At 53.5% G+C, this 21,848-nt stretch carries 22 protein-coding genes; 20 read left to right on the forward strand and 2 right to left on the reverse strand.

The features are described from left to right. The 3 genes from AC13H5_RS04745 to mnhG are packed head-to-tail and all read left to right on the forward strand — an operon-like array spanning position 1 to position 1,107. Positions 1-480: a Na+/H+ antiporter subunit E gene (locus AC13H5_RS04745; RefSeq protein ID WP_034776777.1), complete on the forward strand. Its 480-nt coding sequence runs from the start codon at positions 1-3 to the stop codon at positions 478-480. Beyond that, positions 480-770 carry a Na(+)/H(+) antiporter subunit F1 gene (locus AC13H5_RS04750; RefSeq protein ID WP_034776778.1) on the forward strand — a complete coding sequence of 97 codons (291 nt, stop codon included), beginning with the start codon at positions 480-482 and terminating at the stop codon, positions 768-770. Before AC13H5_RS04745 ends, AC13H5_RS04750 begins: the two co-directional genes overlap by 1 nt. Continuing rightward, on the forward strand, positions 748-1,107 hold the full coding sequence (gene mnhG / locus AC13H5_RS04755) for a monovalent cation/H(+) antiporter subunit G (protein WP_034776781.1): 360 nt from the start codon (positions 748-750) through the stop codon (positions 1,105-1,107). Before AC13H5_RS04750 ends, mnhG begins: the two co-directional genes overlap by 23 nt. 41 nt (positions 1,108-1,148) lie before the next feature. On the opposite strand, the gene AC13H5_RS04760 is transcribed toward mnhG, so the two are convergent. Then, positions 1,149-2,462 carry a dihydrolipoyl dehydrogenase family protein gene (locus AC13H5_RS04760; RefSeq protein ID WP_483546403.1) on the reverse strand — a complete coding sequence of 438 codons (1,314 nt, stop codon included), beginning with the start codon at positions 2,460-2,462 and terminating at the stop codon, positions 1,149-1,151. Positions 2,463-2,534: 72 nt separating this feature from the next. Here AC13H5_RS04760 and uvrC point away from each other — a divergent pair, with 72 nt between their 5' ends. Next, positions 2,535-4,319 (forward strand): excinuclease ABC subunit UvrC, encoded by a 1,785-nt coding sequence (uvrC, locus tag AC13H5_RS04765; protein WP_483546404.1) that lies wholly within the window; start codon positions 2,535-2,537, stop codon positions 4,317-4,319. A gap of 44 nt (positions 4,320-4,363) precedes the next feature. Here uvrC and AC13H5_RS04770 read toward each other — a convergent pair whose 3' ends face one another. After that, positions 4,364-4,756: a YslB family protein gene (locus AC13H5_RS04770; protein ID WP_251132917.1), complete on the reverse strand. Its 393-nt coding sequence runs from the start codon at positions 4,754-4,756 to the stop codon at positions 4,364-4,366. A 223-nt stretch (positions 4,757-4,979) separates the two neighbouring features. On the opposite strand from AC13H5_RS04770, the gene AC13H5_RS04775 reads away from it, so the two are divergent. From AC13H5_RS04775 to hemA, 16 genes are all read left to right on the forward strand, one after another. Beyond that, on the forward strand, positions 4,980-5,597 hold the full coding sequence (locus tag AC13H5_RS04775) for a succinate dehydrogenase cytochrome b558 subunit (RefSeq protein ID WP_034776788.1): 618 nt from the start codon (positions 4,980-4,982) through the stop codon (positions 5,595-5,597). 16 nt (positions 5,598-5,613) lie between these two features. After that, positions 5,614-7,371, forward strand: coding sequence for a succinate dehydrogenase flavoprotein subunit (gene sdhA, locus AC13H5_RS04780; RefSeq protein WP_138859768.1), 1,758 nt, complete (start codon positions 5,614-5,616; stop codon positions 7,369-7,371). 8 nt (positions 7,372-7,379) lie between these two features. Further along, positions 7,380-8,168, forward strand: a complete 789-nt coding sequence (gene sdhB, locus AC13H5_RS04785; RefSeq protein WP_200881496.1) for a succinate dehydrogenase iron-sulfur subunit — start codon at positions 7,380-7,382, stop codon at positions 8,166-8,168. 8 nt (positions 8,169-8,176) lie between these two features. Beyond that, entirely contained in the window at positions 8,177-8,617 is a 441-nt protein-coding gene (locus AC13H5_RS04790) for an acyl-CoA thioesterase (RefSeq protein WP_034776794.1), read from the forward strand. A gap of 70 nt (positions 8,618-8,687) precedes the next feature. Continuing rightward, a complete protein-coding gene (locus AC13H5_RS04795; protein WP_021066838.1) occupies positions 8,688-8,951 on the forward strand; it encodes a phosphocarrier protein HPr in 264 nt (87 codons plus the stop codon). Between the two features lie 116 nt (positions 8,952-9,067). Then, positions 9,068-9,874, forward strand: a complete 807-nt coding sequence (gene racE / locus AC13H5_RS04800; RefSeq protein WP_138859767.1) for a glutamate racemase — start codon at positions 9,068-9,070, stop codon at positions 9,872-9,874. Next, positions 9,867-10,616, forward strand: coding sequence for a ribonuclease PH (rph, locus tag AC13H5_RS04805; protein ID WP_034776797.1), 750 nt, complete (start codon positions 9,867-9,869; stop codon positions 10,614-10,616). Before racE ends, rph begins: the two co-directional genes overlap by 8 nt. Further along, the gene (locus AC13H5_RS04810; RefSeq protein ID WP_034776799.1) at positions 10,613-11,203 is read left to right on the forward strand and encodes an XTP/dITP diphosphatase; all 591 of its coding nucleotides are present in this window, start codon (positions 10,613-10,615) and stop codon (positions 11,201-11,203) included. The genes rph and AC13H5_RS04810 overlap by 4 nt, the downstream gene beginning before the upstream one ends. Positions 11,204-11,208: 5 nt before the next feature. Continuing rightward, entirely contained in the window at positions 11,209-11,721 is a 513-nt protein-coding gene (locus AC13H5_RS04815; protein WP_034776800.1) for a metallophosphoesterase family protein, read from the forward strand. 541 nt (positions 11,722-12,262) lie between these two features. Further along, positions 12,263-13,168 (forward strand): hypothetical protein, encoded by a 906-nt coding sequence (locus tag AC13H5_RS04820; protein ID WP_214797120.1) that lies wholly within the window; start codon positions 12,263-12,265, stop codon positions 13,166-13,168. 88 nt (positions 13,169-13,256) lie between these two features. Next, positions 13,257-14,549, forward strand: a complete 1,293-nt coding sequence (gene tig, locus AC13H5_RS04825) for a trigger factor (protein ID WP_483546405.1) — start codon at positions 13,257-13,259, stop codon at positions 14,547-14,549. Positions 14,550-14,759: 210 nt separating this feature from the next. Continuing rightward, positions 14,760-16,028: an ATP-dependent protease ATP-binding subunit ClpX gene (clpX, locus tag AC13H5_RS04830; protein ID WP_034776808.1), complete on the forward strand. Its 1,269-nt coding sequence runs from the start codon at positions 14,760-14,762 to the stop codon at positions 16,026-16,028. 70 nt (positions 16,029-16,098) lie between these two features. Further along, entirely contained in the window at positions 16,099-18,399 is a 2,301-nt protein-coding gene (gene lon / locus AC13H5_RS04835; RefSeq protein ID WP_034776810.1) for an endopeptidase La, read from the forward strand. 3 nt (positions 18,400-18,402) lie between these two features. Further along, positions 18,403-18,999 carry a ribosome biogenesis GTP-binding protein YihA/YsxC gene (yihA, locus tag AC13H5_RS04840; RefSeq protein ID WP_034776812.1) on the forward strand — a complete coding sequence of 199 codons (597 nt, stop codon included), beginning with the start codon at positions 18,403-18,405 and terminating at the stop codon, positions 18,997-18,999. A gap of 114 nt (positions 19,000-19,113) precedes the next feature. Next, on the forward strand, positions 19,114-20,292 hold the full coding sequence (locus AC13H5_RS04845) for an AI-2E family transporter (protein WP_034776817.1): 1,179 nt from the start codon (positions 19,114-19,116) through the stop codon (positions 20,290-20,292). 185 nt (positions 20,293-20,477) lie between these two features. Then, positions 20,478-21,821 carry a glutamyl-tRNA reductase gene (hemA, locus tag AC13H5_RS04850; RefSeq protein WP_034776818.1) on the forward strand — a complete coding sequence of 448 codons (1,344 nt, stop codon included), beginning with the start codon at positions 20,478-20,480 and terminating at the stop codon, positions 21,819-21,821. Positions 21,822-21,848 lie beyond the last annotated feature (27 nt).

Raw genomic sequence — 21,848 nt, forward strand, 5'->3', positions numbered from 1 at the left:
ATGGCTTACCAACTACTCATCAACTTTTTCCTGGCGTTCATTTGGATGTTCTTCACGGGTACGTTCACGACGAGCGGATTCATCATCGGTTACTTGCTCGGGTTACTCGTCATCTTCATGATGCGCCGCTTCTTCAAAAACACGGACTTTTATTTCACCCGTGTTTTGAAACTGTTTAAACTGTTCTTGATTTTCTGTCGCGAACTCGTCGTAGCCAACATTGAAGTGCTCCGGCTCGTCTTGAGCCCGAAACTAAAAATCCAACCAGGCATCTTTCGGTATCACACCGAACTCGATGCCGGCTGGAAAGTGAGTTGGCTATCGATGCTCATCACGCTGACACCAGGTACGCTTGTCGTCCAAGTGTCAGACGACAATAAGACGCTCTATATCCATGCGCTCCATATGCCGGATAAAGAGTCGCTCAAACAAGACATTTACGATAACTTTGAGTCGAACATCAAGGAGGCGACCAGCTAATGTTAAATATTATTATTTACGTCGCCCTCGCCATCCTCGTGATCGCCATGCTCGGTATGCTGTACCGGGTCGTCAAAGGGCCGACGACAGCGGACCGTGTCATCGCCCTCGACTCGATCGGCATCGGGTTGATCTCGGTCGTATCGTTGTTATCGATTTTGCTCGATACGACGATGTTCTTCGAGGTCATCCTCTTGCTCGGGATTTTAGCCTTTATCGGAACGGTGGCGTTCTCGAAATTCCTCGAGAAGGGAGAGATCATCCAACATGACCGCAACAATGATTTATGACATCTTGACCGGTGTCTTCACGATCATCGGTGTGTTCTTCACCGTCGTCGCGGCCATCGGTCTGATCCGGCTCCCGGACATCTATTCCCGCGCCCACGCCGCCTCGAAGAGTGCGACGCTCGGCGTCATGTTCGTCCTGTTCGCGGCGCTCTTGCACGTCTGGGTCGACCAGCGCATCTTTGACGCACGGCTTCTGCTCGGACTGTTCTTCGTCTTGTTGACGGCGCCGGTCGGCAGTCACTTGGTGGCCCGCGCGGCCCATTCTCAAGGTGTCCCGCTTTGGAAGAAATCGCTCCAAGATGCACTTCGAGAAGATAAGGACAAAGGAATCGAATGACGAAAGGCTCTTCCAAGTCAAATTGGAAGAGCCTTTTTGCGTCACATCAGATACGTCACGTCAGAGGCTGACGTCGGATAGGCGAACTCCAAGTGTTTGATGTGTTGATGGGTGATGTTGTTTTGTATAATAAACGAGAACAAGTTGATCAATTCCGGTGCATGTTGCCCGATCAAGTGGGCCCCGAGCACGTGGCCGTCTTTGCTGAGCAGAATGCGGGAAAACGCCGTCGTGTCGTTGATGCGCTCATACGTCAAGAAATGGGACAAGTCGTTGTCCTTACACTCATAGTCGATGCCGCGCGCCTTCGCCTCCTCGACCGTCAGTCCGACCTTGGCGATAGGCGGTGTCGTGAAGACGACCGTCGGGGCAGGGCGCTCCGGTAAAGGACGCGTGTTGTCCCGTAACAGATTGAGAGCGGCGATGCGTCCTTCCTGCCCCGCGAACGGGGTGAGGGCCGGGTTGCGGCTCTTGGCGACGTCCCCGGCTGCATATACGTTCGCATTCGTCGTCTGCAGGAACTCATTGACGAGGACACCGCCGTGGTCGGACTCGATACCGGCCGCGTCCAAACGGAGCCGTTCGATGCTCGGAATTCGCCCGGTGGCGTTAAGGACGACGCCTTCGAGGGTAGAGTCATCTGATAACGTCAGCACGTCCCCATCCATTCGGACGGGCTCGATGCCGTAACGGACATCGATGCCGATTCGAAGCGTCTCATCGACGAGACGTTTGACGACTTTGCGATCGAATTGTTTAAGTGCCCGCGATCGGATGAGGAGGGTCACCTCGCTCCCGAAGCGGCGGAGGATATGAGCGAACTCGAACGCGATATAGCCGGCCCCGATGATGATGACGTGTTTTGGCAAGTCGTCGAGGTCGAAAACGTCGTCGCTCGTGATGGCCAAGTCGCCACCCGGGATGTCGAGCGGTCGCGGAATGAGACCTGAAGCGATTAAAAACTGATGCGCCGAGATTTCATGCCCTTCAATGACAACCGAGTCTTCATCGATGAAATGGGGTTCGCCTTCGAACAAGTCGATGTCGTGCTCTTTCCAATGATGCATCTTCGTCGTCGGGATGGCGAAACGATACTCGTCGATACGCCGTTTAAAGGCGTGCCAATCGAGCGTGAGCTCGCCGTGGACACCTAGTGATTTCATCCGTTCCGTACGGGCAATGAGCTCTGCTCCTTCCGCGAGCATCTTTTTCGGGTCACATCCGCGTTGCGGACACGTCCCGCCGAACGTCCAATTCTCGACGATGGCAATTTGTTTACCGGCGTCGCATAATACGTTAGCGGCTTGGCTCGCTGCCGAGCCGCTGCCGATGATGATGACATCGTACCGTTTCATAACTAAACCCTCCCTCTGAGACTTCATCAAATTTTTCCCGTCTGGAAGGAACTTAAACTGAGGTGATTGAATTTGAGTCATTCTGACCACATTAAACATAAATTGGCGCTGCTCCCGGATGAGCCCGGCTGTTACTTGCATAAGAACGAGTACGGCGAGATCATTTACGTCGGGAAAGCGAAAAATCTGAAAAACCGGGTCCGGTCTTATTTTACAGGGGCGCATGACATCAAGACGATGCGCCTCGTCGCTGAGATTCGCGACTTTGAGTATATCGTCACGGCGAGCGAACTCGAGGCGCTTCTGCTTGAGATGACGCTCATCAAAAAGCATGATCCGAAATACAACATCCGTCTCAAAGACGACAAGTCGTACCCATACATCAAGATCACGAACGAGCCGTACCCGAGGTTACTCACGACGCGGAAGCTGAAGCGGGACGGCGGCTTCTATTTCGGTCCGTACCCGAACGCCTATGCCGCCAACGAGACGAAGCGGTTGCTCGATAAACTGTATCCGCTCCGGAAATGCCAACCGATGCCGCGCAAGCTCTGTCTGTATTACCATATCGGGCAGTGCCTCGGACCTTGCGAGCTCGCCGTCGACACGGACGAGCAAAAAGACATCGTCCAAGAGATTCGCCGCTTCTTGAACGGGGAGACGAGCGAGACGCTCGCCAAGCTCCAAGTCGACATGGGACGAGCGGCCGAAGACATGCAGTTCGAACGAGCTGCTGAGCTCCGTGACCAAATCCGGGCCGTCGAGTCGATTATGAACAAACAGAACATGATCACGGCCGACCCGACAGCTCGCGATGTCTTCGGCTATACGCTCGACCGCGGCTGGATGTGCGTCCAAGTGTTCTATATGCGGGGCGGCAAGATGATCGAGCGCGACGTATCACTGTTCCCGCTCCACGGCGAACCGTCCGAGGAGCTCGAGAGTTTCATCGTCCAGTTCTACGAGCAGAACGTATTGCCGAAGGAAGTGCTCGTCCCCGAGATCGTCCGCATCGATTTGTTGAACGAGGCGATCGGGACGAAAGTGATGCAACCGAAGCGCGGGGCGAAGCGACAGCTGCTCGACTTGGCGACGAAAAATGCGGGCATCGCCTTGAACGAGAAGTTCGAGTTGCTCGCCCGCGACGAAGAGCGGACGCTCCTCGCCATGCGTGAACTCGGTGAGGCGATCGGCATCCCGAACTTGTCACGCGTCGACATCATCGACAACGCGAACATCCAAGGGGCTGATGCCGTCTCGGCACTCGTCGTCTTCGAAGACGGGAAGCCGCTCAAGAAGGAATACCGGAAATACAAGATTCGTACCGTCCAAGGACCGGACGACTACGAGACGATGCGAGAGGTCGTCCGTCGTCGGTTCCGTCGCCTGTTGACGGAAGAGAAGCGTCTACCGGACCTGCTGTTGATTGACGGGGGCATCGGGCAATTGAACGCCGCCCTCGACGTCCTGCAGAACGAGTTCGGGCTCGACTTGCCGGTCGGGTCGCTCAAAAAAGATGACCGTCACCGGACGAGCCAGCTCTTGTTCGGGGAAGGCGGCGGGGTCGTCGAACTGAATTCGCGCTCGAGCGCGTTCTATTTGCTCCAACGTATGCAAGACGAGGTCCACCGCTTCGCCATCACGTTCCACCGCAGTTTGCGGACGAAGAAGATGACGAAGTCGGTGCTCGACGATATCCCGGGCGTCGGGCCAAAGCGACGTCAGCAGTTGATCCGCCATTTCGGGTCGATGAAACAAATCCGCCTCGCCTCGCTCGAACAGTTGAAGGAAGCGGGTCTGCCCGAGAAGTTGGCCGAGACCGTTTTGCAATACGTTCATGAGGAGACGGACGAATGAAGATAAAACAAGAGCCGATGCGGTCAGTTCGCATCGGCTCTTCGTCATTCATACGTATCTTTTCGGTCTAGTTGGACGGTGATTTGGACGGCCTGGCGCGCCACATCGGCGTAGCCCTCGGCGACGCATTGGAAACGACCGGCAATTTGTTCGGCTAAAAAGCCAGCCTCAAGCTGGAAGTAGCCGGTTGCCTTTTCTTGGGTCGCAGGCGGGGGAAGTAGTTCGAACAAGAACTTACTTCCTTTTTCTTTCAAGAGCGTCAATTGCCCCCAGCCAGCCTCCATAAAGAAGGCGCTCAGTTCGTCGTTCGTCATGACCGGGAACTTGCGTGCGACCCGTTTGCCCGACCAATAGATGACTTGAGCGTAGTCGTCCCCGAGCAAATCCGTCAACACATAATCGCGAAGCAGTTCGATCGCGAAAGTGGGTTGGCTCATCGTTTCCATCTTCTTCCATCACTCCATTCTCTCTATACCATTATAACGACGATTCACCTTTTGGTCACCGGGTATTTTGCAAAAGAATGTGGCACAAATCGGTCGGGTTGTCTTGTCATACAAATTTCACAAGAGTAGAATAGGAGACAGAAAGCTATATTTACATTTGAAAACGCTTTTATTTACAAAACGAGCCAAGGGCTCGTGAAAAGGGGGAACTAGAATGGCAGCGCGTCGTGACTATTTCAGTCGTAAAGTCCATTCGCTACTTGGGGTCATCCCAATCGGCTTGTTTTTGATCGTTCACTTGTCGGTCAACTACTATATCGTCGATGGGGTGGAGTCGTTCAACAAGGCAGCAAAATTTATGGAGAGCTTACCGTACTTGTACTTCCTTGAAGTCACCATCATCGCTTTGCCGATGATCTTCCACGGAGTGTATGGCGTGTATTACGCGTTCCTCGGTTCGATTAACACGAACCGTTACTCATACGCCCGTAACTGGATGTACATGCTCCAACGCTTCACGGGCGTCTTCCTCGTCATCTTCATCGCATGGCACGTTTGGGAAACGCGCTTGGCGAAGTTGCGTGGCGTTGAAGTGAATGCGGAGATGATGCAAAACATCGTCGACAATCCGCTCATGCTCATCTTCTACATAGTCGGGATCCTCTCGGCTACGTTCCACTTCGCGAACGGTCTCTGGTCGTTTGCCATCACGTGGGGGATCACACAGTCGCCTCGTTCACAGCGCTTCATGAGCTATGTCTCAGGCGTCGTCTTCTTGGCACTATCTTTTGTCGGCATCCGTTCTATCTTGACGTTCGCGGGCATCTTGTAATTAGGGGGAAAAGTTCATGGCAAATCAAAGTTTGATCGTCATCGGTGGCGGTCTGGCTGGACTCATGGCGACAATCAAGTCGGCTGAGATGGGTGTTCCGGTAAAACTATTCTCGCTTGTACCGGTCAAGCGTTCACATTCAGTTTGTGCACAAGGCGGCATCAACGGTGCCGTCAACACGAAAGGGGAAGGGGATTCTCCTTGGCAACACTTTGATGACACGGTCTATGGGGGCGACTTCCTCGCCAACCAACCGCCGGTCCAAAAGATGGCGGAAGCGGCACCGAAGATCATCCACATGTTCGACCGCATGGGCGTCATGTTCAACCGGACGCCAGAAGGTCTTCTCGACTTCCGTCGTTTCGGCGGTACGCTCCATCACCGTACGGCTTACGCCGGTGCGACGACGGGGCAACAGCTCCTGTACGCACTAGACGAGCAGGTTCGTCGCTACGAGGCGCAAGGGCTCGTCGAGAAGTATGAAGGATGGGAGTTCCTCCGGGCCATCATCGATGAAGCAGGTGTGTGCCGTGGTGCGGTCTGTCAGGATTTGCGCTCGATGGAAATTAAAGCGTTCCCATCGGACGCGGTCATCCTCGCGACAGGCGGCCCAGGTGTCATCTTCGGCAAATCGACGAACTCGGTCATCAACACCGGCCAAGCGGCTGGAGCGGTCTATCGTCAAGGGGCGGTCTACGCGAACGGTGAGTTCATCCAAATCCACCCGACGGCGATTCCAGGGGACGACAAACTTCGTCTCATGAGTGAATCGGCGCGCGGTGAAGGCGGACGTGTCTGGACGTATAAAGACGGCAAGCCATGGTACTTCCTTGAAGAGAAGTATCCGGCCTACGGAAACCTCGTGCCGCGTGATATCGCGACGCGTGAAATCTTCGACGTCTGTGTCAACCAGAAGCTCGGCGTCAACGGCGAGAACATGGTGTACCTCGACTTGTCGCATAAAGACTCAAAAGAGCTCGACATCAAGCTCGGCGGGATCCTTGAGATTTACGAGAAGTTCGTCGGCGACGATCCACGAAAAGTCCCGATGAAGATTTTCCCGGCCGTTCACTATTCAATGGGCGGACTATGGGTCGACTACGATCAGATGACAAACATCCCAGGCTTGTTCGCAGCCGGTGAGTGCGATTACTCGATGCACGGTGCGAACCGTCTCGGGGCCAACTCGCTCTTGTCTGCCGTATACGGCGGGATGGAAGCCGGTCCGGCGGCCGTTCACTACATGCGCGGTCTCGACCAGGCGACAGAGAGCGTGGCAGAAGCGCTCTTCAACTTCAACGAACGTGAAGAAATCGAGCGGTTCAACGACATCCTCGCGATGGACGGTACGGAAAACGCGTATCAAATCCACCGTGAGCTCGGCGAACTCATGACCGACAACGTCACGGTCGTTCGTTACAACGACAAGCTCGAGGCGACGGACCTCAAACTCCGTGAGCTTCGTGAACGCTATAACAACATCTCCGCGACCGACACGGCTCGCTGGAGCAACCAAGGGGCATCGTTCATCCGACAACTCGACCACATGCTCGACCTCGCGCGCGTCATCACGCTTGGCGCTTTGAAACGCGACGAGAGCCGTGGCGCTCATTACAAACCGGACTTCCCGGAACGTGATGACGACAAGTTCATGAAGACGACGATGGCACGCTACAACGCAGGGGAAGTCGATATCTCGTATGAAGAGATCGACGTTTCGTTAATCCCGCCACGCAAACGGGATTACTCGAAGAAAGGGGCGAAGACGAAATGACGACGCCGATGCAATCTGAACAAAAAGATATTCGTTTTATCATTGAACGCCAGGACGGACCGGATCAAGCCGCTTATACGGAAGAGTTCACCGTCCCGTACCGCCCGAACATGAACGTCATCTCGGCGTTGATGGAAATCCGCCGAAACCCGGTCAATGCGAACGGGGACAAGACGACACCGATCAACTGGGATATGAACTGTCTCGAGGAAGTGTGTGGTGCCTGCTCGATGATCATCAACGGCAAGCCGCGCCAATCGTGTACGGCGCTCGTCGACAAGCTCGAACAGCCGATCCGTCTTGCTCCGATGAAGACGTTCCCGGTCATCCGTGACCTTCAAGTCGACCGTCAGCGCATGTTCGACGCGTTGAAAAAAGTGAAGGCATGGGTCCCAATCGATGGAACGTACGACCTCGGACCAGGACCGCGGATGCCAGAGAACAAACGTCAATGGGCGTATGAACTATCGAAATGTATGACGTGCGGTGTCTGCCTCGAGGCGTGCCCGAACGTCAATGACAAATCGAGCTTCATCGGACCGGCCGCGATCTCGCAAGTCCGTCTCTTCAACTCGCATCCGACTGGCGCCTTCCACGCGGAAGACCGTTTGGAAGCGCTCATGGAAGACGGCGGCCTCGCACAGTGCGGAAACGCACAAAACTGTGTCGAAGTTTGTCCGAAAGGTATTCCACTCACGACATCAATCGCCGCGATGAACCGTCAGACGACGCTTCACTCTTTCAAATCGTTCTTCGGTAGCGACAAAGGCCGCACCGGTTCTGCGGTCGAGGCGTAAGGCTACGGATGACGAAGTACTTCCGGGAAGCCGATTGGGAAACACGTGTCAGAGCAGGGGTCGCGCTAGACGTCAAAGTCCGATTCTCGGAGTGCGACCCGTACGGTCACATGAACAACACCATTCCGTTCATCTATTTCGAGGACGCGCGGATCGAGTTGCTTGAAGCGACAGGTTTTTCGTTAAAAGATGGATTTGTCGTCGTGGCAGACGCCCAGTGCGACTACGTTCGCCAAGTGATGCCGCGGCAATCGATCGTGGTGTATGCCAATGTCTTGACGGTCGGAAACACTTCATGTGATATTCATTACGGGGCATATGATGGAGACCAGCTCATGTTTGCGGGGCGTACGAGCCTCGTGCACTTGTCGAAATCCGGTCGTCCGACCGAATGGACTCCAGAATATAAAAATCGCTTGCAGAATTTTTGCGAATCCGCTATCATTTGATAATGAGTTCACAAACAATTATTCTGCGGGTTCGCCTGTAGAATTGAAATTTGAAGGGAGACCTCACGTCATGGAAAAAACGTTCACAGTCGTTGCAGATTCAGGAATTCACGCTCGTCCAGCTACACAGTTGGTAAACACAGCTTCTAAATTCCAATCAGATATCAACCTTGAGTACAACGGTAAGACAGTAAACCTCAAGTCGATCATGGGTGTACTTTCACTCGGAATCGCAAAAGATTCTACAATCAAAATCACTGCAGCTGGTGACGATGCAGAAGAAGCGGTTAACACGCTTTCTGACATGCTCACAAGCGAAGGTCTTGCTCAGTAATTGAGCGACGGACGAGGCGGCCAATCGGCTACCTCGTCTTTTTTGTTTGTCACGAGACCGTTTCTTTTTCAGAATCGGCTTTTTTGGTAAGATAGATGGGAATGGAAGTGATGATCATGAAACGAGCGATTGGAGTACTCGATTCAGGAGTTGGCGGCTTGACCGTGGTCAAAGAACTGATGCGCCAACTACCGAAAGAAGAAATAATTTATATCGGCGACACGGAACGGTGCCCGTATGGCCCGCGCCCGCACGATGAGATTGAAGCCTATACGTGGGAACTGATCGAGTTCCTGTTAAGTAAGAACGTGAAGATGATCGTCATCGCCTGCAACACGGCGACAGCGGTCGTCTTGAAAGAAGCGCGCAAACGCCTCAATATCCCGGTCATCGGTGTCATCGACCCGGGGGCACGGGCGGCCGTCAAAGGAACGCGCAATAAACATATCGGCGTCATCGGAACGAAGATGACGATTGAAAGCAACTCATACGAGACGGCGCTCCGACACGTGGCCGGCGAAATCGATGTATATTCGCTCGCCTGTCCGCCGTTCGTCCCGCTCGTCGAAGCCGGCGAACTCGATGGGGAGCGCGTCCGCGACATCGTCGCTGAGACGATTCGTCCGCTTCAGTCTTCCGAGATGGACACGCTCATCCTCGGCTGTACGCACTATCCGCTGCTCGCACCGGTCATTCAAGACGTCGTCGGACCCGACGTCCATTTGATCTCGTCCGGTGACGAGACGGCGCTCGAAGTAGCGGCCATCCTTGACTTTAAAGAGCTCGAGAACGATTTGGATACGGTCCCGGTGCACCAGTTTTATGCGACCGGGGATGTCGTCATCTTTGACCGTTTGGCGACAGAATGGCTCGGTCAACCCGTGAGAGCGGAGAAAGTAGAGGTGTCCGGTGTCGATGCGTAACGAAAGACAACATGACGAGCTCCGGCCCGTCGAAATCGTTCCCCATGTGAATAAACATGCGGAAGGGTCAGTCCTCATCTCGATCGGGGACACGAAAGTCATCTGCACGGCGACCGTCGAAGAACGCGTCCCGAACTTCTTGCGCGGCAAGAAGCAAGGCTGGATCAACGCCGAGTACGCCATGCTTCCGCGTGCGACCGGCAACCGCACGGTCCGCGAATCGGTGCGCGGCAAACAGTCGGGCCGGACGATGGAGATTCAACGGTTGATTTCGCGGTCGCTCCGTTCGGTCGTCGATTTAGAACGGCTCGGTGAACGGACGATTTGGATCGACTGTGACGTCATCCAAGCCGACGGGGGCACCCGTACGGCCTCGATCACAGGCGGCTTCTGCGCGCTCGTCCTCGCGGTCGACGCGCTCATCCGGCAAGGCAAGCTCGACGACACGCCGATCAAAGAAGGCGTCGCTGCCATCTCGGTCGGACGGACCGACGAATTGCTCCTCGACTTGAACTACGAAGAAGATGCCGCGGCCGAGGTCGACATGAACGTCGTCATGACGGCGAGCGGACGTTTCGTCGAAGTGCAAGGGACAGGGGAAGAAGCGACGTTCACGTTGCTCGAGATGAACGAGATGCTCCACATGGCCCAAAGCGGAATCGAGACGCTGTTCAAAGCGGCCGAAGACGCGCTCGGTGCCTCGTGGTGGTATGTCGGGGAACAATTGGAGGAAACAACATGAAACTGATCGTCGCAACACGCAATAAAGGAAAAGTCGCAGAGATCGAAGGAATGCTCACGCCGCTCGGATTCGAAGTCGAATCACTTCTAGATTATCCGGACGCACCAGAGACGGACGAGACTGGGACGACGTTTGAAGCGAACGCCGAGTTGAAGGCGACGGAGGCGGCCCGCTATTTCGGCCACGCCGTCCTCGCAGATGACTCTGGACTCGAAGTCGATGCGCTCGACGGGGCACCCGGTGTCCATTCGGCCCGTTTCGCCGGACCGGAGAAGTCGGATGAAGCGAACAACGCGCTTCTTCTCGAGAAGTTGAACGGAGCGACCGACCGAACGGCTCGCTTCATCTGTGCCCTCTGTCTCGCCAAACCAACAGGGGAGACATTGACGGTACGCGGCACGATCGAAGGGACGATCGGCTACGCGCCTCATGGGGAGAACGGTTTCGGTTACGACCCGCTCTTCATCGTTCCGTCACTTCACAAGACGGCAGCAGAACTTGAACGCGACGAAAAGGCGGCGGTCAGTCACCGCGGTCAAGCACTACGAAAGTTAGAGGCAGAAATTATTCCGTTTATGGAGGGGTGACCTGTATGCGTTTTCTCGTAGTCAGTGACAGTCACGGATTGACAGAAGAACTATCGATCATCTTCAACCGGCACGAACAAGAAATCGATGACGCGTTCCATTGTGGGGATTCCCAGCTCGCGCTCGTCGATGAACATCTGCTCCCGTATCGTACGGTGCGCGGTAATTGCGACTTCGGCGGCGACCTCCCGCTCGAGCGAATCGAGGAGACGGCTGAAGGGACGATTCTCATCGTCCACGGCCATCACCACGACGTGAAGTACGACTTGAACCGGTTGCGTTACCGGGCTGAAGAGGTCGGGGCGAACGTCGTCTTGTTCGGCCACTCGCACGTCGCCGGAGCTGTGATTGAGGATGGGGTGCTTTACGTGAACCCGGGTTCGATTCGCATGCCGCGTGGACGGAGTGACAAGACGTATGTACTGATGGATCTCGAGAACGGACAGGCAACGGTCCGCTTTTATCGGTCAGAGGACGGTTCGGCCGTCGAAGATCTCGATGTGAGCGGAAAGCTGTGACGGAATGAAAAGAAGGAATTGACAGCAAACCATTTTTCTATTATAGTTTTCTTGTCAATGTCCCAATAGCTCAGCTGGATAGAGCAACGCCCTTCAAGACAAATAGGAGCCTTTATAGGGAAACAGAAACCTATAGAGTGGACGACACTATATCGGTGAAGCCTTAACAGATGATGCTGATGGTAATACCGAGGAAACTTATTTCCTTTCGGGGACAAGGTGGTTCGAAGGACTAAAGGTCATCCTTTAGAGGTAGAGCCATTGAAGGAGCAGTTTGCTCGTGAGGTTCCGTAGAGACTACACGTGTCGCACCTGAAATGGTGAAGATATAGTCCAGACTACAAACAACACACGTTGGTGGCGAAAGCCATGGTGGTAAGCTAAGGCGTCGGTCGGGGGTTCGAATCCCTCTTGGGACACTTCCATTTAAAATAGAGATAGCCTCCACGGAGGTTGTCTCTTTTTTCGTTTTTCGGGGTATTGATTGACAACGAATCGATTCCTAAAGGAAGATGGAGATGAATGGAAAGGGTGTGGGGAGATGGCAAAAGAGCAAGCGTACCCGTTTCCAGGGAACTGGTCGCGGCTTCAGAAGATGATTCAAGAGGCAGACGCGGCCGGGGAACGGCAACGGGTCGAACCGATTCTGTGGGATTGGTACGAGGCAGTGCCCGGCGATCCATTTATTTTCATGGAAATATTCCAATGTCTGATGGAACGACCGGAAGAACCGGAGACGCTCGAGAAACTCGAAGAGCTCGTCACGACACAGATGACGGTGGCAGAAGAACCTGCAGCCGGCGGGCTTCAAATCGCCCAGTATTACATCATGCGTGACCAACCGTTCGAGGCGGCCCATTGGATCAACCTGTATCTCGAGTGGCAAGAAAAGACCGATCATGTCAACACGCAAGCACATCAAGTGCTCCAAGTGTTGAAGTTGACCGAGTTCCCAGCCGCGATCGCCAAAGTGAAGCGAATCCTTAACCGGGGCGGAATCGGCGAACAAATCGAGACGCTCGAACACGTCCATTTCAATATCGATGACGTCCTCGACAACGTCTTGAAAGAGCTCCTCGTCGCGGAACGGCCGAAGTTGATGAAGTTGATCGTGCTCCAAAAGGCGTTCGACGAGCTGCCGGTCATCGAATGGACCGACCTCGGGACGCGGCACCGATTGACGCATGACGAAGCGAAAATCCACACGGAAGCGTGGGAGACGATGGTCAACGGGTTGCAGCGAGCGGTATATGGTGACGAGATCGCGACGCAGCTGCTCATGAACTACATGTATACGCACTACCCGTTCACGCCTGAGGAAGCGTCTGCCGTGGAGACGGCGATTGCTCAAGCGAAAACGGCCATCCTGCAACATGAGGAAACGGACGGCCTCGCCGCCGAAATTCTTGAGGCGGACATGCGTTTCACCGAGGCGTTTCTAGACTAAATCCTTGTGTGCAGTCGTCGGATTTATGCTATAATACGGATTGTTGTACATTTTTGTACGTATAAACGAATTGTTGGAGGGACTTAGCATGACAGCAAAATGGGAAAAAACATCAGGTAGCCAAGGCGTACTCACGTACGAAGCACCTGCAGAAGCTTTTGATAAAGCAGTTGACGCCGCATTCAAAGATGTCGTCAAAACTTTGAACGTGCCTGGCTTCCGTAAAGGGAAATTGCCACGCCCAATGTTCAACAAAATGTACGGAGAAGAAGCACTCTATCAAGATGCGCTCGATATCCTCTACCGTGACACAGTTCAAGGTGCGGTCGAAGAAGCTGGTTTCGAACCAATCGCTCTCGAAAACATCGATGTAGACGGCACGCTCGAAAAAGGCCAACCTGTAACGTTCAAAGTAACGTTCGTTGTTGAGCCAGAAGCTGAGCTTGGCGAATACAAAGGTCTCGAGTACGAAGCTGTTGAAACAACAGTCACTGACGAAGAAGTTACAGCTGAACTTGACGCGCTTCAACAGCAAGGCGCAGAGCTTGCTGTCAAAGAAGGCGCAATCGAAAACGGCGATACAGCTGTCTTTGATTTCGCAGGTTTCGCTGACGGAGAGCAATTCGAAGGCGGCACGGCTGAAAACTACACACTCGAAATCGGTTCAGGCCAATTCATCCCTGGATTCGAAGAGCAAATGATCGGCATGACGGCTGGCGAAGAAAAAGACGTTGAAGTAACATTCCCTGAAGAGTACCACGCTGACAACTTGGCGGGTAAACCAGCGACATTCAAAGTCAAACTTCACGAAGTCAAAGCGAAGCAAGTTCCTGAGCTCGACGACGAGTTCGCAAAAGACATCGACGAGTCAGTTTCATCACTCGACGAGTTGAAAGCGAAAATCCGTGAGCGCTTAGAAACTGCGAAGAAACAAGAAGCGGAAGGCACAATGCGCGACCAACTCGTCGAGCAAGCAACAGCTAACGCAACAATCGACGTACCTGCAGTACTCGTTGACCAAGAAGTAGACCGCATGGTTCAAGAGTTCGGCACACGTGTTTCTTCACAAGGAATCGACCTCAACATGTACTTCGAACTCACTGGTACTTCTGAAGAAGCGATGCGCGAAGAGATGAAAGAGCAAGCTGAAGAGCGCGTTAAAGCTCGTCTCGTCTTGAAAGCAATCGCTGAGAAAGAAGCGATCGAAGTGTCTGACGAAGATGCTGAGAAAGAACTCGAAGAAATGTCTAAACTTTACAACATTGCACCGGATCAACTCCGTACAATGCTCGCGCCACAAGGCGGAATCGAGACACTTAAAGGTGACCTCAAATTCCGTAAAGCGATCGACGTTCTCGTTGAAAACGGGAAAGCGAAGTAATCGGATGACAGAAGGACGGCTGCTCAGCAGTCGTCCTTTTTTTCGTCACGACACTTTGCATGTGTTTATCTTTGATGAAGTGATTTGTTCATGCTACAATTATTGCAACGCAGAGATGTAAATGTTTTTTCGAGAGTGCTTTGCACCTGAAAATACAAATAGGCGATTTATCGCACTTACATCCATTTTCATTCAGAAGGGGTGTACCGAATGTTCAAATTTAACGAGGAAAAGGGACAACTTAAATGCTCGTTTTGCGGGAAATCGCAAGAACAAGTCCGTAAACTAGTCGCCGGTCCTGGCGTATACATTTGTGACGAATGTATCGAGCTTTGCAATGAAATCGTTGAGGAAGAGCTCGGTGTCGAAGAAGAAGTAGAATTCAAAGACATTCCAAAACCACAAGAGATTCGTAACATCTTAGACGAGTATGTCATCGGTCAAGACCGGGCGAAACGTGCGCTTTCGGTAGCCGTCTACAACCACTATAAACGCATCAACGCCGGTGGCCGTTCTGATGATGTCGAACTTTCGAAATCGAACATCGTCATGATTGGACCAACTGGTAGCGGTAAGACGCTTCTCGCTCAAACGATGGCCCGCGTCTTGAACGTCCCATTCGCAATTGCGGATGCGACGAGCTTGACGGAAGCCGGTTACGTCGGGGAAGACGTCGAGAACATCTTGCTCAAGCTGATCCAATCGGCGGACTACGATGTCGAGAAGGCTGAAAAAGGGATCATCTATATCGATGAGATCGATAAGATTGCCCGTAAGTCGGAAAACCCATCGATCACGCGTGACGTATCTGGTGAAGGTGTCCAACAAGCACTTCTCAAAATCTTGGAAGGTACGGTCGCAAGCGTACCGCCGCAAGGTGGACGGAAGCATCCGCATCAAGAGTTCATCCAAATCGATACGACGAACATCTTGTTCATCGTCGGCGGCGCGTTCGCTGGCATCGAAGCGGTCGTCAAACGCCGTATCGGGAAAAAAGTTATCGGATTTGGGAACGACCAAGAAAACCGCGAGATGACGCAAGAAGACTTGCTCGCCCGCGCGCTTCCGGAAGACCTTCAGAAATTCGGATTGATTCCCGAGTTCATTGGTCGTCTACCAGTCATGGCGACGCTCACGACGCTTGACGAGGAAGCACTCGTCGAGATCTTGACGAAGCCGAAGAACGCCCTCGTTCGTCAGTACGAGAAAATGCTCGAACTCGACGATGTCGAACTCACGTTCACAGACGAGGCATTGGTTGAAATCGCCAAGCTTGCGATCAAACGTAAGACAGGCGCACGCGGTCTCCGCTCGATTATCGAAGAAATGATGCTCGATGTGATGTTCACTGTCCCATCGCGCGACGATATCGAGAAAGTCATCATCACGGATGAAACGATTACGGGTCTTGCCGGTCCGAAATACGTGCTTCGCGATGGTACTGTCGAACAGACAGGCGACAATAAAGAGACAGCATAATTTTTAACGAAAAAGGCTCAAACACTCGGCACATCCGAGTTTTGGGCCTTTTTGCACAGGAGGCGTTGTAATGGAACAGTTACCTATCCTTCCTTTGCGTGGAGTCGTCGTGTATCCGCTCATCGGCGTGACGATCGACGTAGGGCGTCCGCTCTCTCTGCGGGCACTCCTTGCCGCAAAGGAACACGAGACAGATTTGATTGTCGTGACACAAAAAGAGACAGGCAAAGAATCACCTGAACCGGAAGACTTATATGCGATCGGGACACGCGTCCATATCGCCAAGATGAGCGAGCTGTCAAACGAGACGGTCCGTGTTCGTCTTGTCGGGAAAGAGCGCGTCAAGATCAACTCGATTGAAGAGACGAAAGAAGGCTGGTTCGCCGACGTCGAGACGCTTGACCTCGTCGAAGGGGAAGAAGTCGAACGGACGGCACTCGTACGCCTATTGAAAGAACAGTTCGGCAAACTCGTCGGGACAATCAAAGGGTTGTCTCCGGACGAACGGCGCCGCTTTGAGATGTATGAGCGACTCGAGTCGTTGACCGATTATATCTCTTCTAAACTTGATGTCGACGTCGACATTCGCCAAGCGATGCTCGAAGAAGCCGACGCGGTCAAACGCGGCTTAGAGCTGCTCGAGATCATGACGCATGAAGTCGAGATCATCGAGCTGGAGCAAGAGTTGCGCGAACGGACGAAAAAGACGATTGAGCAGGCACAGAAAGAGTATTATTTGCGCGAACAGATGAAAACGATTCAGCAAGAGCTCGGCGACCAGTCGCAAGAGTCTGAACCGAACCGTCTCCGTGAGAAACTCGAGGCGCTCGATTTGCCTGAGACGACACGGAAGAACGTCATGCGCGAAGCCGAACGGTTGAACGTCGTCCCGGCGACGTCACCGGAGTACGCGGTCATCCGCAACTATCTCGACTGGATCGCTTCGCTCCCATGGGGCATCGAGACGGAAGATAAACTCGACGTCAAACATGCGGCCGACGTCCTAGACGACGACCACTACGGCCTCGAGTCGGTGAAAGATCGAATCCTCGAGTACTTGGCCGTCCGCCAATTGACGAACTCGCTCCGTGGACCGATCCTTTGTCTCGCCGGACCTCCAGGGGTCGGGAAGACGTCGCTCGCCCGGTCGATCGCGTCGGCACTTGAACGTCACTTCGTCCGCGTCTCGCTCGGCGGGGTGCGCGATGAAGCTGAGATTCGAGGACACCGTCGCACGTACATCGGGGCGATGCCAGGCCGCATCATCCGCGGATTGAAGCAGGCCGAAAGCAAAAACCCGGTCTTCTTGCTCGATGAGATTGACAAGATGGCGTCTGACTTCCGGGGCGACCCGGCGTCGGCCATGCTCGAAGTGCTCGACCCGGAACAAAACGTCTCGTTCTCGGACCACTATATTGAAGAACCGTTCGACTTATCGAACGTGCTCTTCATCGCGACGGCGAACGATGTCTCGCAAATCCCGGCTCCGCTGCTCGACCGGATGGAACTCATCCAAATCGGCGGCTACACGGAACTCGAGAAAGTCGAAATCGCCAAACGTCACTTGGTGCCGAAGCAGTATAAAGAGCACGGCTTGAAAAAGAGCCAGCTCACGATCAAAGAAGACGCGCTTTACGAGGTCGTCCGCCGTTACACGCGTGAGGCCGGCGTCCGTAACTTAGAACGCGTCATCGGTTCGCTTTGCCGGAAAGCGGCGAAGCAAATCGCGATTGGCGAGAAGAAACGCGTCACCGTCTCGCTGAAGAGCCTCGGCGACTACCTCGGGAAACCGAAGTACCGCTACGGCAAAGGCGAGACGGAAGACTCGATCGGTGCCGTCACTGGACTCGCCTACACGGCGTTCGGAGGCGACACGCTCACGATCGAAGTGGCGCTCGCGCCAGGAAAGGGCAAGCTCCAGTTGACGGGGAAACTCGGTGACGTCATGCAAGAGTCGGCGCAGACGGCGTATAGCTATGTCCGCTCGAACGCGGAACGGTTCGGGATTGACCCGACGTTCTACGAGCGCCAAGACGTGCATATCCACGTCCCGGAAGGTGCCGTTCCGAAAGACGGTCCATCGGCCGGCATCACCATCGCGACGGCGCTCATCTCGGCATTGACCGGTAAGAAAGTCCGCCGTGATATCGGCATGACCGGAGAGATCACGCTCCGTGGCCGCGTCCTGCCGATCGGTGGGTTGAAAGAGAAAGCGCTCGCCGCACACCGCGCCGGTTTGACGACCATCGTCATCCCGAAAGACAACGAGCGGGACATCGATGACATTCAAGACACCGTCCGTGAGAAATTGACGTTCGTCCCGGTCACGACGCTCGATCAAGTATTAGAAGTAGCATTTGGAGGAAATTAAATAATGAAAATCACTAAAGCAGAATTTGTCACGAGTGCCGTCGCACCGGACCATTATCCGATTCACGAGTTGCCGGAAGTCGCACTCGCTGGACGTTCGAACGTCGGGAAATCGTCGTTCATCAACAAGATTTGTCAGCGGAAAGCGCTCGCGCGCACGTCTTCCAAGCCAGGGAAGACGCAGACGCTGAACTTCTTCAACATCAACGATGAGATCATGTTCGTCGACGTTCCAGGTTACGGCTATGCGAAAGTCTCGAAGACGGAGCGCGAGAAGTGGGGCGTCATGATGGAGCAGTACTTGACATCGCAAAGCGCCCTCCGTGGCGTCGTCCTCTTGGTCGATATCCGTCATGAACCGTCGGGCGACGACGTGACGATGTACAACTTCTTGAAGCATTACGAGATTCCGGTCATCGTCGTGGCGACGAAGCTCGATAAAATCAAGAAAGCGCAACGTCAAAAACATGAGGCGGCCGTCAAACGGAAGCTACAGTTTGAATCGACGGACCGGTTCGTCGCCTTCTCGGCTGAGACAGCCGAAGGAAAAGACGAGGCGTGGAAAGCGATTTACGATTTGTTGACGCAAGACGAAGATTGAGCGAAGACGAGGGAACCCCCTCGTCTTTTTTGTTTTCAGGGTTACGCGAGCGGGTAAGTATCGTATAATTGTCCTAATTACATAAGACAAGAGAATATAGAACGAGGTGGAAAGATGCAAATCATGTTTCAAAACAAATGGTACCGCTTCTTATTTTGGACGCTGACGATTTTCTTGGTCATCTGGGTCGGGACGGAGATCTCTTTCGTGTTCGAACCGATTCAAGTTATTTTGGCGCTCGTCACGGTACCGCTCATCATTGCTGGACTTTTCTATTATTTCTTAGTCGGGATCGTCGACTTCTTAGAAAAACGGTTGAACGGCAAACGGCCGCTCGCCGTCGGCATCACGCTCGGGGGACTCGTGCTGATCTTTACGCTCGTCTTCAGCATCCTCGGACCGGTGCTCGGGGAGCAGGTCACGTCGCTCGTCAATGCGATGCCGAGTATCGCCAAAGAGTTGCAAGAGCAAGCGTTCGCTGTCCGTGACTCGCTCATGCAAAACGAGTTCTTGTCACGCTTCATCGCCGAGAACGATGATATGTTCACCGATTTCACGAACAACGTCACGACGTACCTCGGTGACATCTTCGGGAACATCGCCTCATCGCTTGGCCAATTCGTCGGCTTTATCACATCGGCCGTCATCACGATCGTCGTCATTCCGTTCATGCTTTTGTATATGCTCTTAGACGGAAAACGACTTCCGGATTCGATCGTCAAGCTGTTGCCGTCGAGTTATGAGAAGGAGACGCGCAACATCTTGCATGATATGCATACGACGGTTAAAAACTACGTCCATGCCCAATTGATCGTGGCGTTCTTCGTCGGGATCACGTCGCTCATCGGACTATGGATCATTGGACTCGACTATGCCATCTTGCTCGCGCTCTTCATGATGGTGACGAACATCATCCCGTACGTCGGACCGTTCCTCGGTGCGGCACCGGCTGTCGTCGTCGCCTTCATCCAAGACCCGATCAAAGTGCTCTGGGTCATCGTCGTCATCATCATCGTTCAACAGATCGAATCGAACGTCATCTCGCCGCTCATCCAAGGCAAGTCGCTCAAGGTGCATCCACTGACGATTATCATCGTCTTGCTCGTCGCCGGAAACTTGGCCGGGATTATCGGGATGCTCATCGCGGTGCCGTTCTATGCGGTGGCAAAAGTCGTCGTTCAAAACATCGTCCGGATTTACAAGCTGAGGGAGCGAAAACATTACCTCGAAGCGGAAGAGGAAGATGAGAAACCAGAGAGTCAAATCATCACCGATCCGTCGTCTCTGAAATGATTAAACAAGTAGAAATGGTCTCCATGTCCGTTTCTACTTTTTTCTGTCACAAAAAGTTCTTAAATTATTTCACAAAAATCGAACAGAAGATTATAGTTCCTAAATAAAAATTGTTATAATGTACGGTAGAGATGTGAAAAAGAAGAGACAACCGTCGGTGGATTTTGGATGAGGGGAAGAGGTACATGCATATTGTCGTCGTTGGACTAAATAACAAGACAGCCCCTGTCGCGATTCGGGAGCAGTTCTCGTTTGGGGAGCAAGAAATCGTGGACGCGATGATTGCACTTCGCGAAGAGAAGAGCATATTTGAATCGGTTATTTTGTCGACTTGTAACCGGACGGAGCTATACGTCGTCACAGACCAGCTCCACACCGGACGTTATTATACAAAACGCTTTTTAGCGAACTGGTTTGATTTAGAGATGGACCAATTCACCCCTTATTTATCGATTCGTGAAGGAGAAGAGGCAATTCGCCACTTGTTCCGCGTCACGTCTGGACTCGATTCGATGATCATTGGGGAAACACAAATTTTAGGACAAGTGAAATCAAGCTTCTTCCGCGCCCAAGAGAACGGGACGACGGGAACGGTGTTCAATAAACTGTTCAAAGAGGCCGTGACGCTCGCCAAACGCGCCCATACCGACACACAAATTGGGGAAATGTCGGTATCGGTCAGCTCGGCAGCGGTCACGCTCGCTCAAGGGATGTACAACCGTCTCGATGACAAACAAGTCGTCGTCGTCGGTGCCGGTGAGACGGGCGAGTTGACGACGCTCAACTTGTTCGAGGCCGGTGCGAAACAGATTGCCGTCTTTAACCGGACCGAGAGCAAAGCAAAAGCGGTCGCCGACAAGTTCCAAGGCCGGGCCCACTCGATCCGTGAGATCGCCTGTGGGTTGCTCGACGCCGATATTTTGATCAGTTCGACCGGCGCCAAAGAAGCGGTCATCGCCTATGACGATGTCGCCGCCGCACAACTGCTTCGCCGAGAACGTCCACTTTTGTTAATCGACATTGCCGTGCCGCGAGATATCGATCCAGCGGTCCGGGCGCTTCCGGGCGTCCATTTGTTCGATGTGGATGACTTGAACGGGATCGTCAACAAAAACTTGGCGGCCCGTCTCGTCGAAGCGGAAAAGATTGAAATCAAAATCGACGAAGCGATTCAAGAGTTCCAAACGTGGCTCGTCACACTCGGTGTCGTCCCGATCATGAACGAGTTGCGCGCCCGCGCCCTCACTGTTCAAGAAGAGACGATGGAAAGCCTCGAGCGTAAGCTTGACCATCTATCGGACCGGGATAAAAAAGTCATCGGCAAACATATGAAGTCGATCATCAACCAGATGCTTCGTGAACCGATCGACTACATCAAAGACGCCGCGGCGCAACCGGATGCGAACACACGCATCAACCAGTTCGTCGAGACGTTCGGCCTGGATGTCGACGTTCCTGACGTCGAGCCGGAAATGGAAGAGACAGAAGCGATGTCAGCGAAAGCACCACTCCGCGCTTTGATGCGCTAATACAAAATCAAAAAAGGCGGCGGATCT

It is taken from the genome of Exiguobacterium sp. FD-YE-25-4 (genome assembly GCF_057004685.1).

Coding starts and splice junctions, on each gene's coding strand:
- tig (WP_483546405.1), top strand. CDS start 13,257: ATGACAGCAAAATGGGAAAAAACATCAGGTAGCCAAGGCGTACTCACG.
- AC13H5_RS04820 (WP_214797120.1), top strand. CDS start 12,263: ATGGCAAAAGAGCAAGCGTACCCGTTTCCAGGGAACTGGTCGCGGCTT.
- AC13H5_RS04810 (WP_034776799.1), top strand. CDS start 10,613: ATGAAACTGATCGTCGCAACACGCAATAAAGGAAAAGTCGCAGAGATC.
- clpX (WP_034776808.1), top strand. CDS start 14,760: ATGTTCAAATTTAACGAGGAAAAGGGACAACTTAAATGCTCGTTTTGC.
- rph (WP_034776797.1), top strand. CDS start 9,867: ATGCGTAACGAAAGACAACATGACGAGCTCCGGCCCGTCGAAATCGTT.
- racE (WP_138859767.1), top strand. CDS start 9,068: ATGAAACGAGCGATTGGAGTACTCGATTCAGGAGTTGGCGGCTTGACC.
- AC13H5_RS04750 (WP_034776778.1), top strand. CDS start 480: ATGTTAAATATTATTATTTACGTCGCCCTCGCCATCCTCGTGATCGCC.
- AC13H5_RS04790 (WP_034776794.1), top strand. CDS start 8,177: ATGACGAAGTACTTCCGGGAAGCCGATTGGGAAACACGTGTCAGAGCA.
- AC13H5_RS04775 (WP_034776788.1), top strand. CDS start 4,980: ATGGCAGCGCGTCGTGACTATTTCAGTCGTAAAGTCCATTCGCTACTT.
- sdhA (WP_138859768.1), top strand. CDS start 5,614: ATGGCAAATCAAAGTTTGATCGTCATCGGTGGCGGTCTGGCTGGACTC.
- AC13H5_RS04815 (WP_034776800.1), top strand. CDS start 11,209: ATGCGTTTTCTCGTAGTCAGTGACAGTCACGGATTGACAGAAGAACTA.
- AC13H5_RS04770 (WP_251132917.1), bottom strand. CDS start 4,756: ATGAGCCAACCCACTTTCGCGATCGAACTGCTTCGCGATTATGTGTTG.
- mnhG (WP_034776781.1), top strand. CDS start 748: ATGACCGCAACAATGATTTATGACATCTTGACCGGTGTCTTCACGATC.
- AC13H5_RS04760 (WP_483546403.1), bottom strand. CDS start 2,462: ATGAAACGGTACGATGTCATCATCATCGGCAGCGGCTCGGCAGCGAGC.
- sdhB (WP_200881496.1), top strand. CDS start 7,380: ATGCAATCTGAACAAAAAGATATTCGTTTTATCATTGAACGCCAGGAC.
- AC13H5_RS04745 (WP_034776777.1), top strand. CDS start 1: ATGGCTTACCAACTACTCATCAACTTTTTCCTGGCGTTCATTTGGATG.
- lon (WP_034776810.1), top strand. CDS start 16,099: ATGGAACAGTTACCTATCCTTCCTTTGCGTGGAGTCGTCGTGTATCCG.
- yihA (WP_034776812.1), top strand. CDS start 18,403: ATGAAAATCACTAAAGCAGAATTTGTCACGAGTGCCGTCGCACCGGAC.
- AC13H5_RS04795 (WP_021066838.1), top strand. CDS start 8,688: ATGGAAAAAACGTTCACAGTCGTTGCAGATTCAGGAATTCACGCTCGT.
- AC13H5_RS04845 (WP_034776817.1), top strand. CDS start 19,114: ATGCAAATCATGTTTCAAAACAAATGGTACCGCTTCTTATTTTGGACG.
- hemA (WP_034776818.1), top strand. CDS start 20,478: ATGCATATTGTCGTCGTTGGACTAAATAACAAGACAGCCCCTGTCGCG.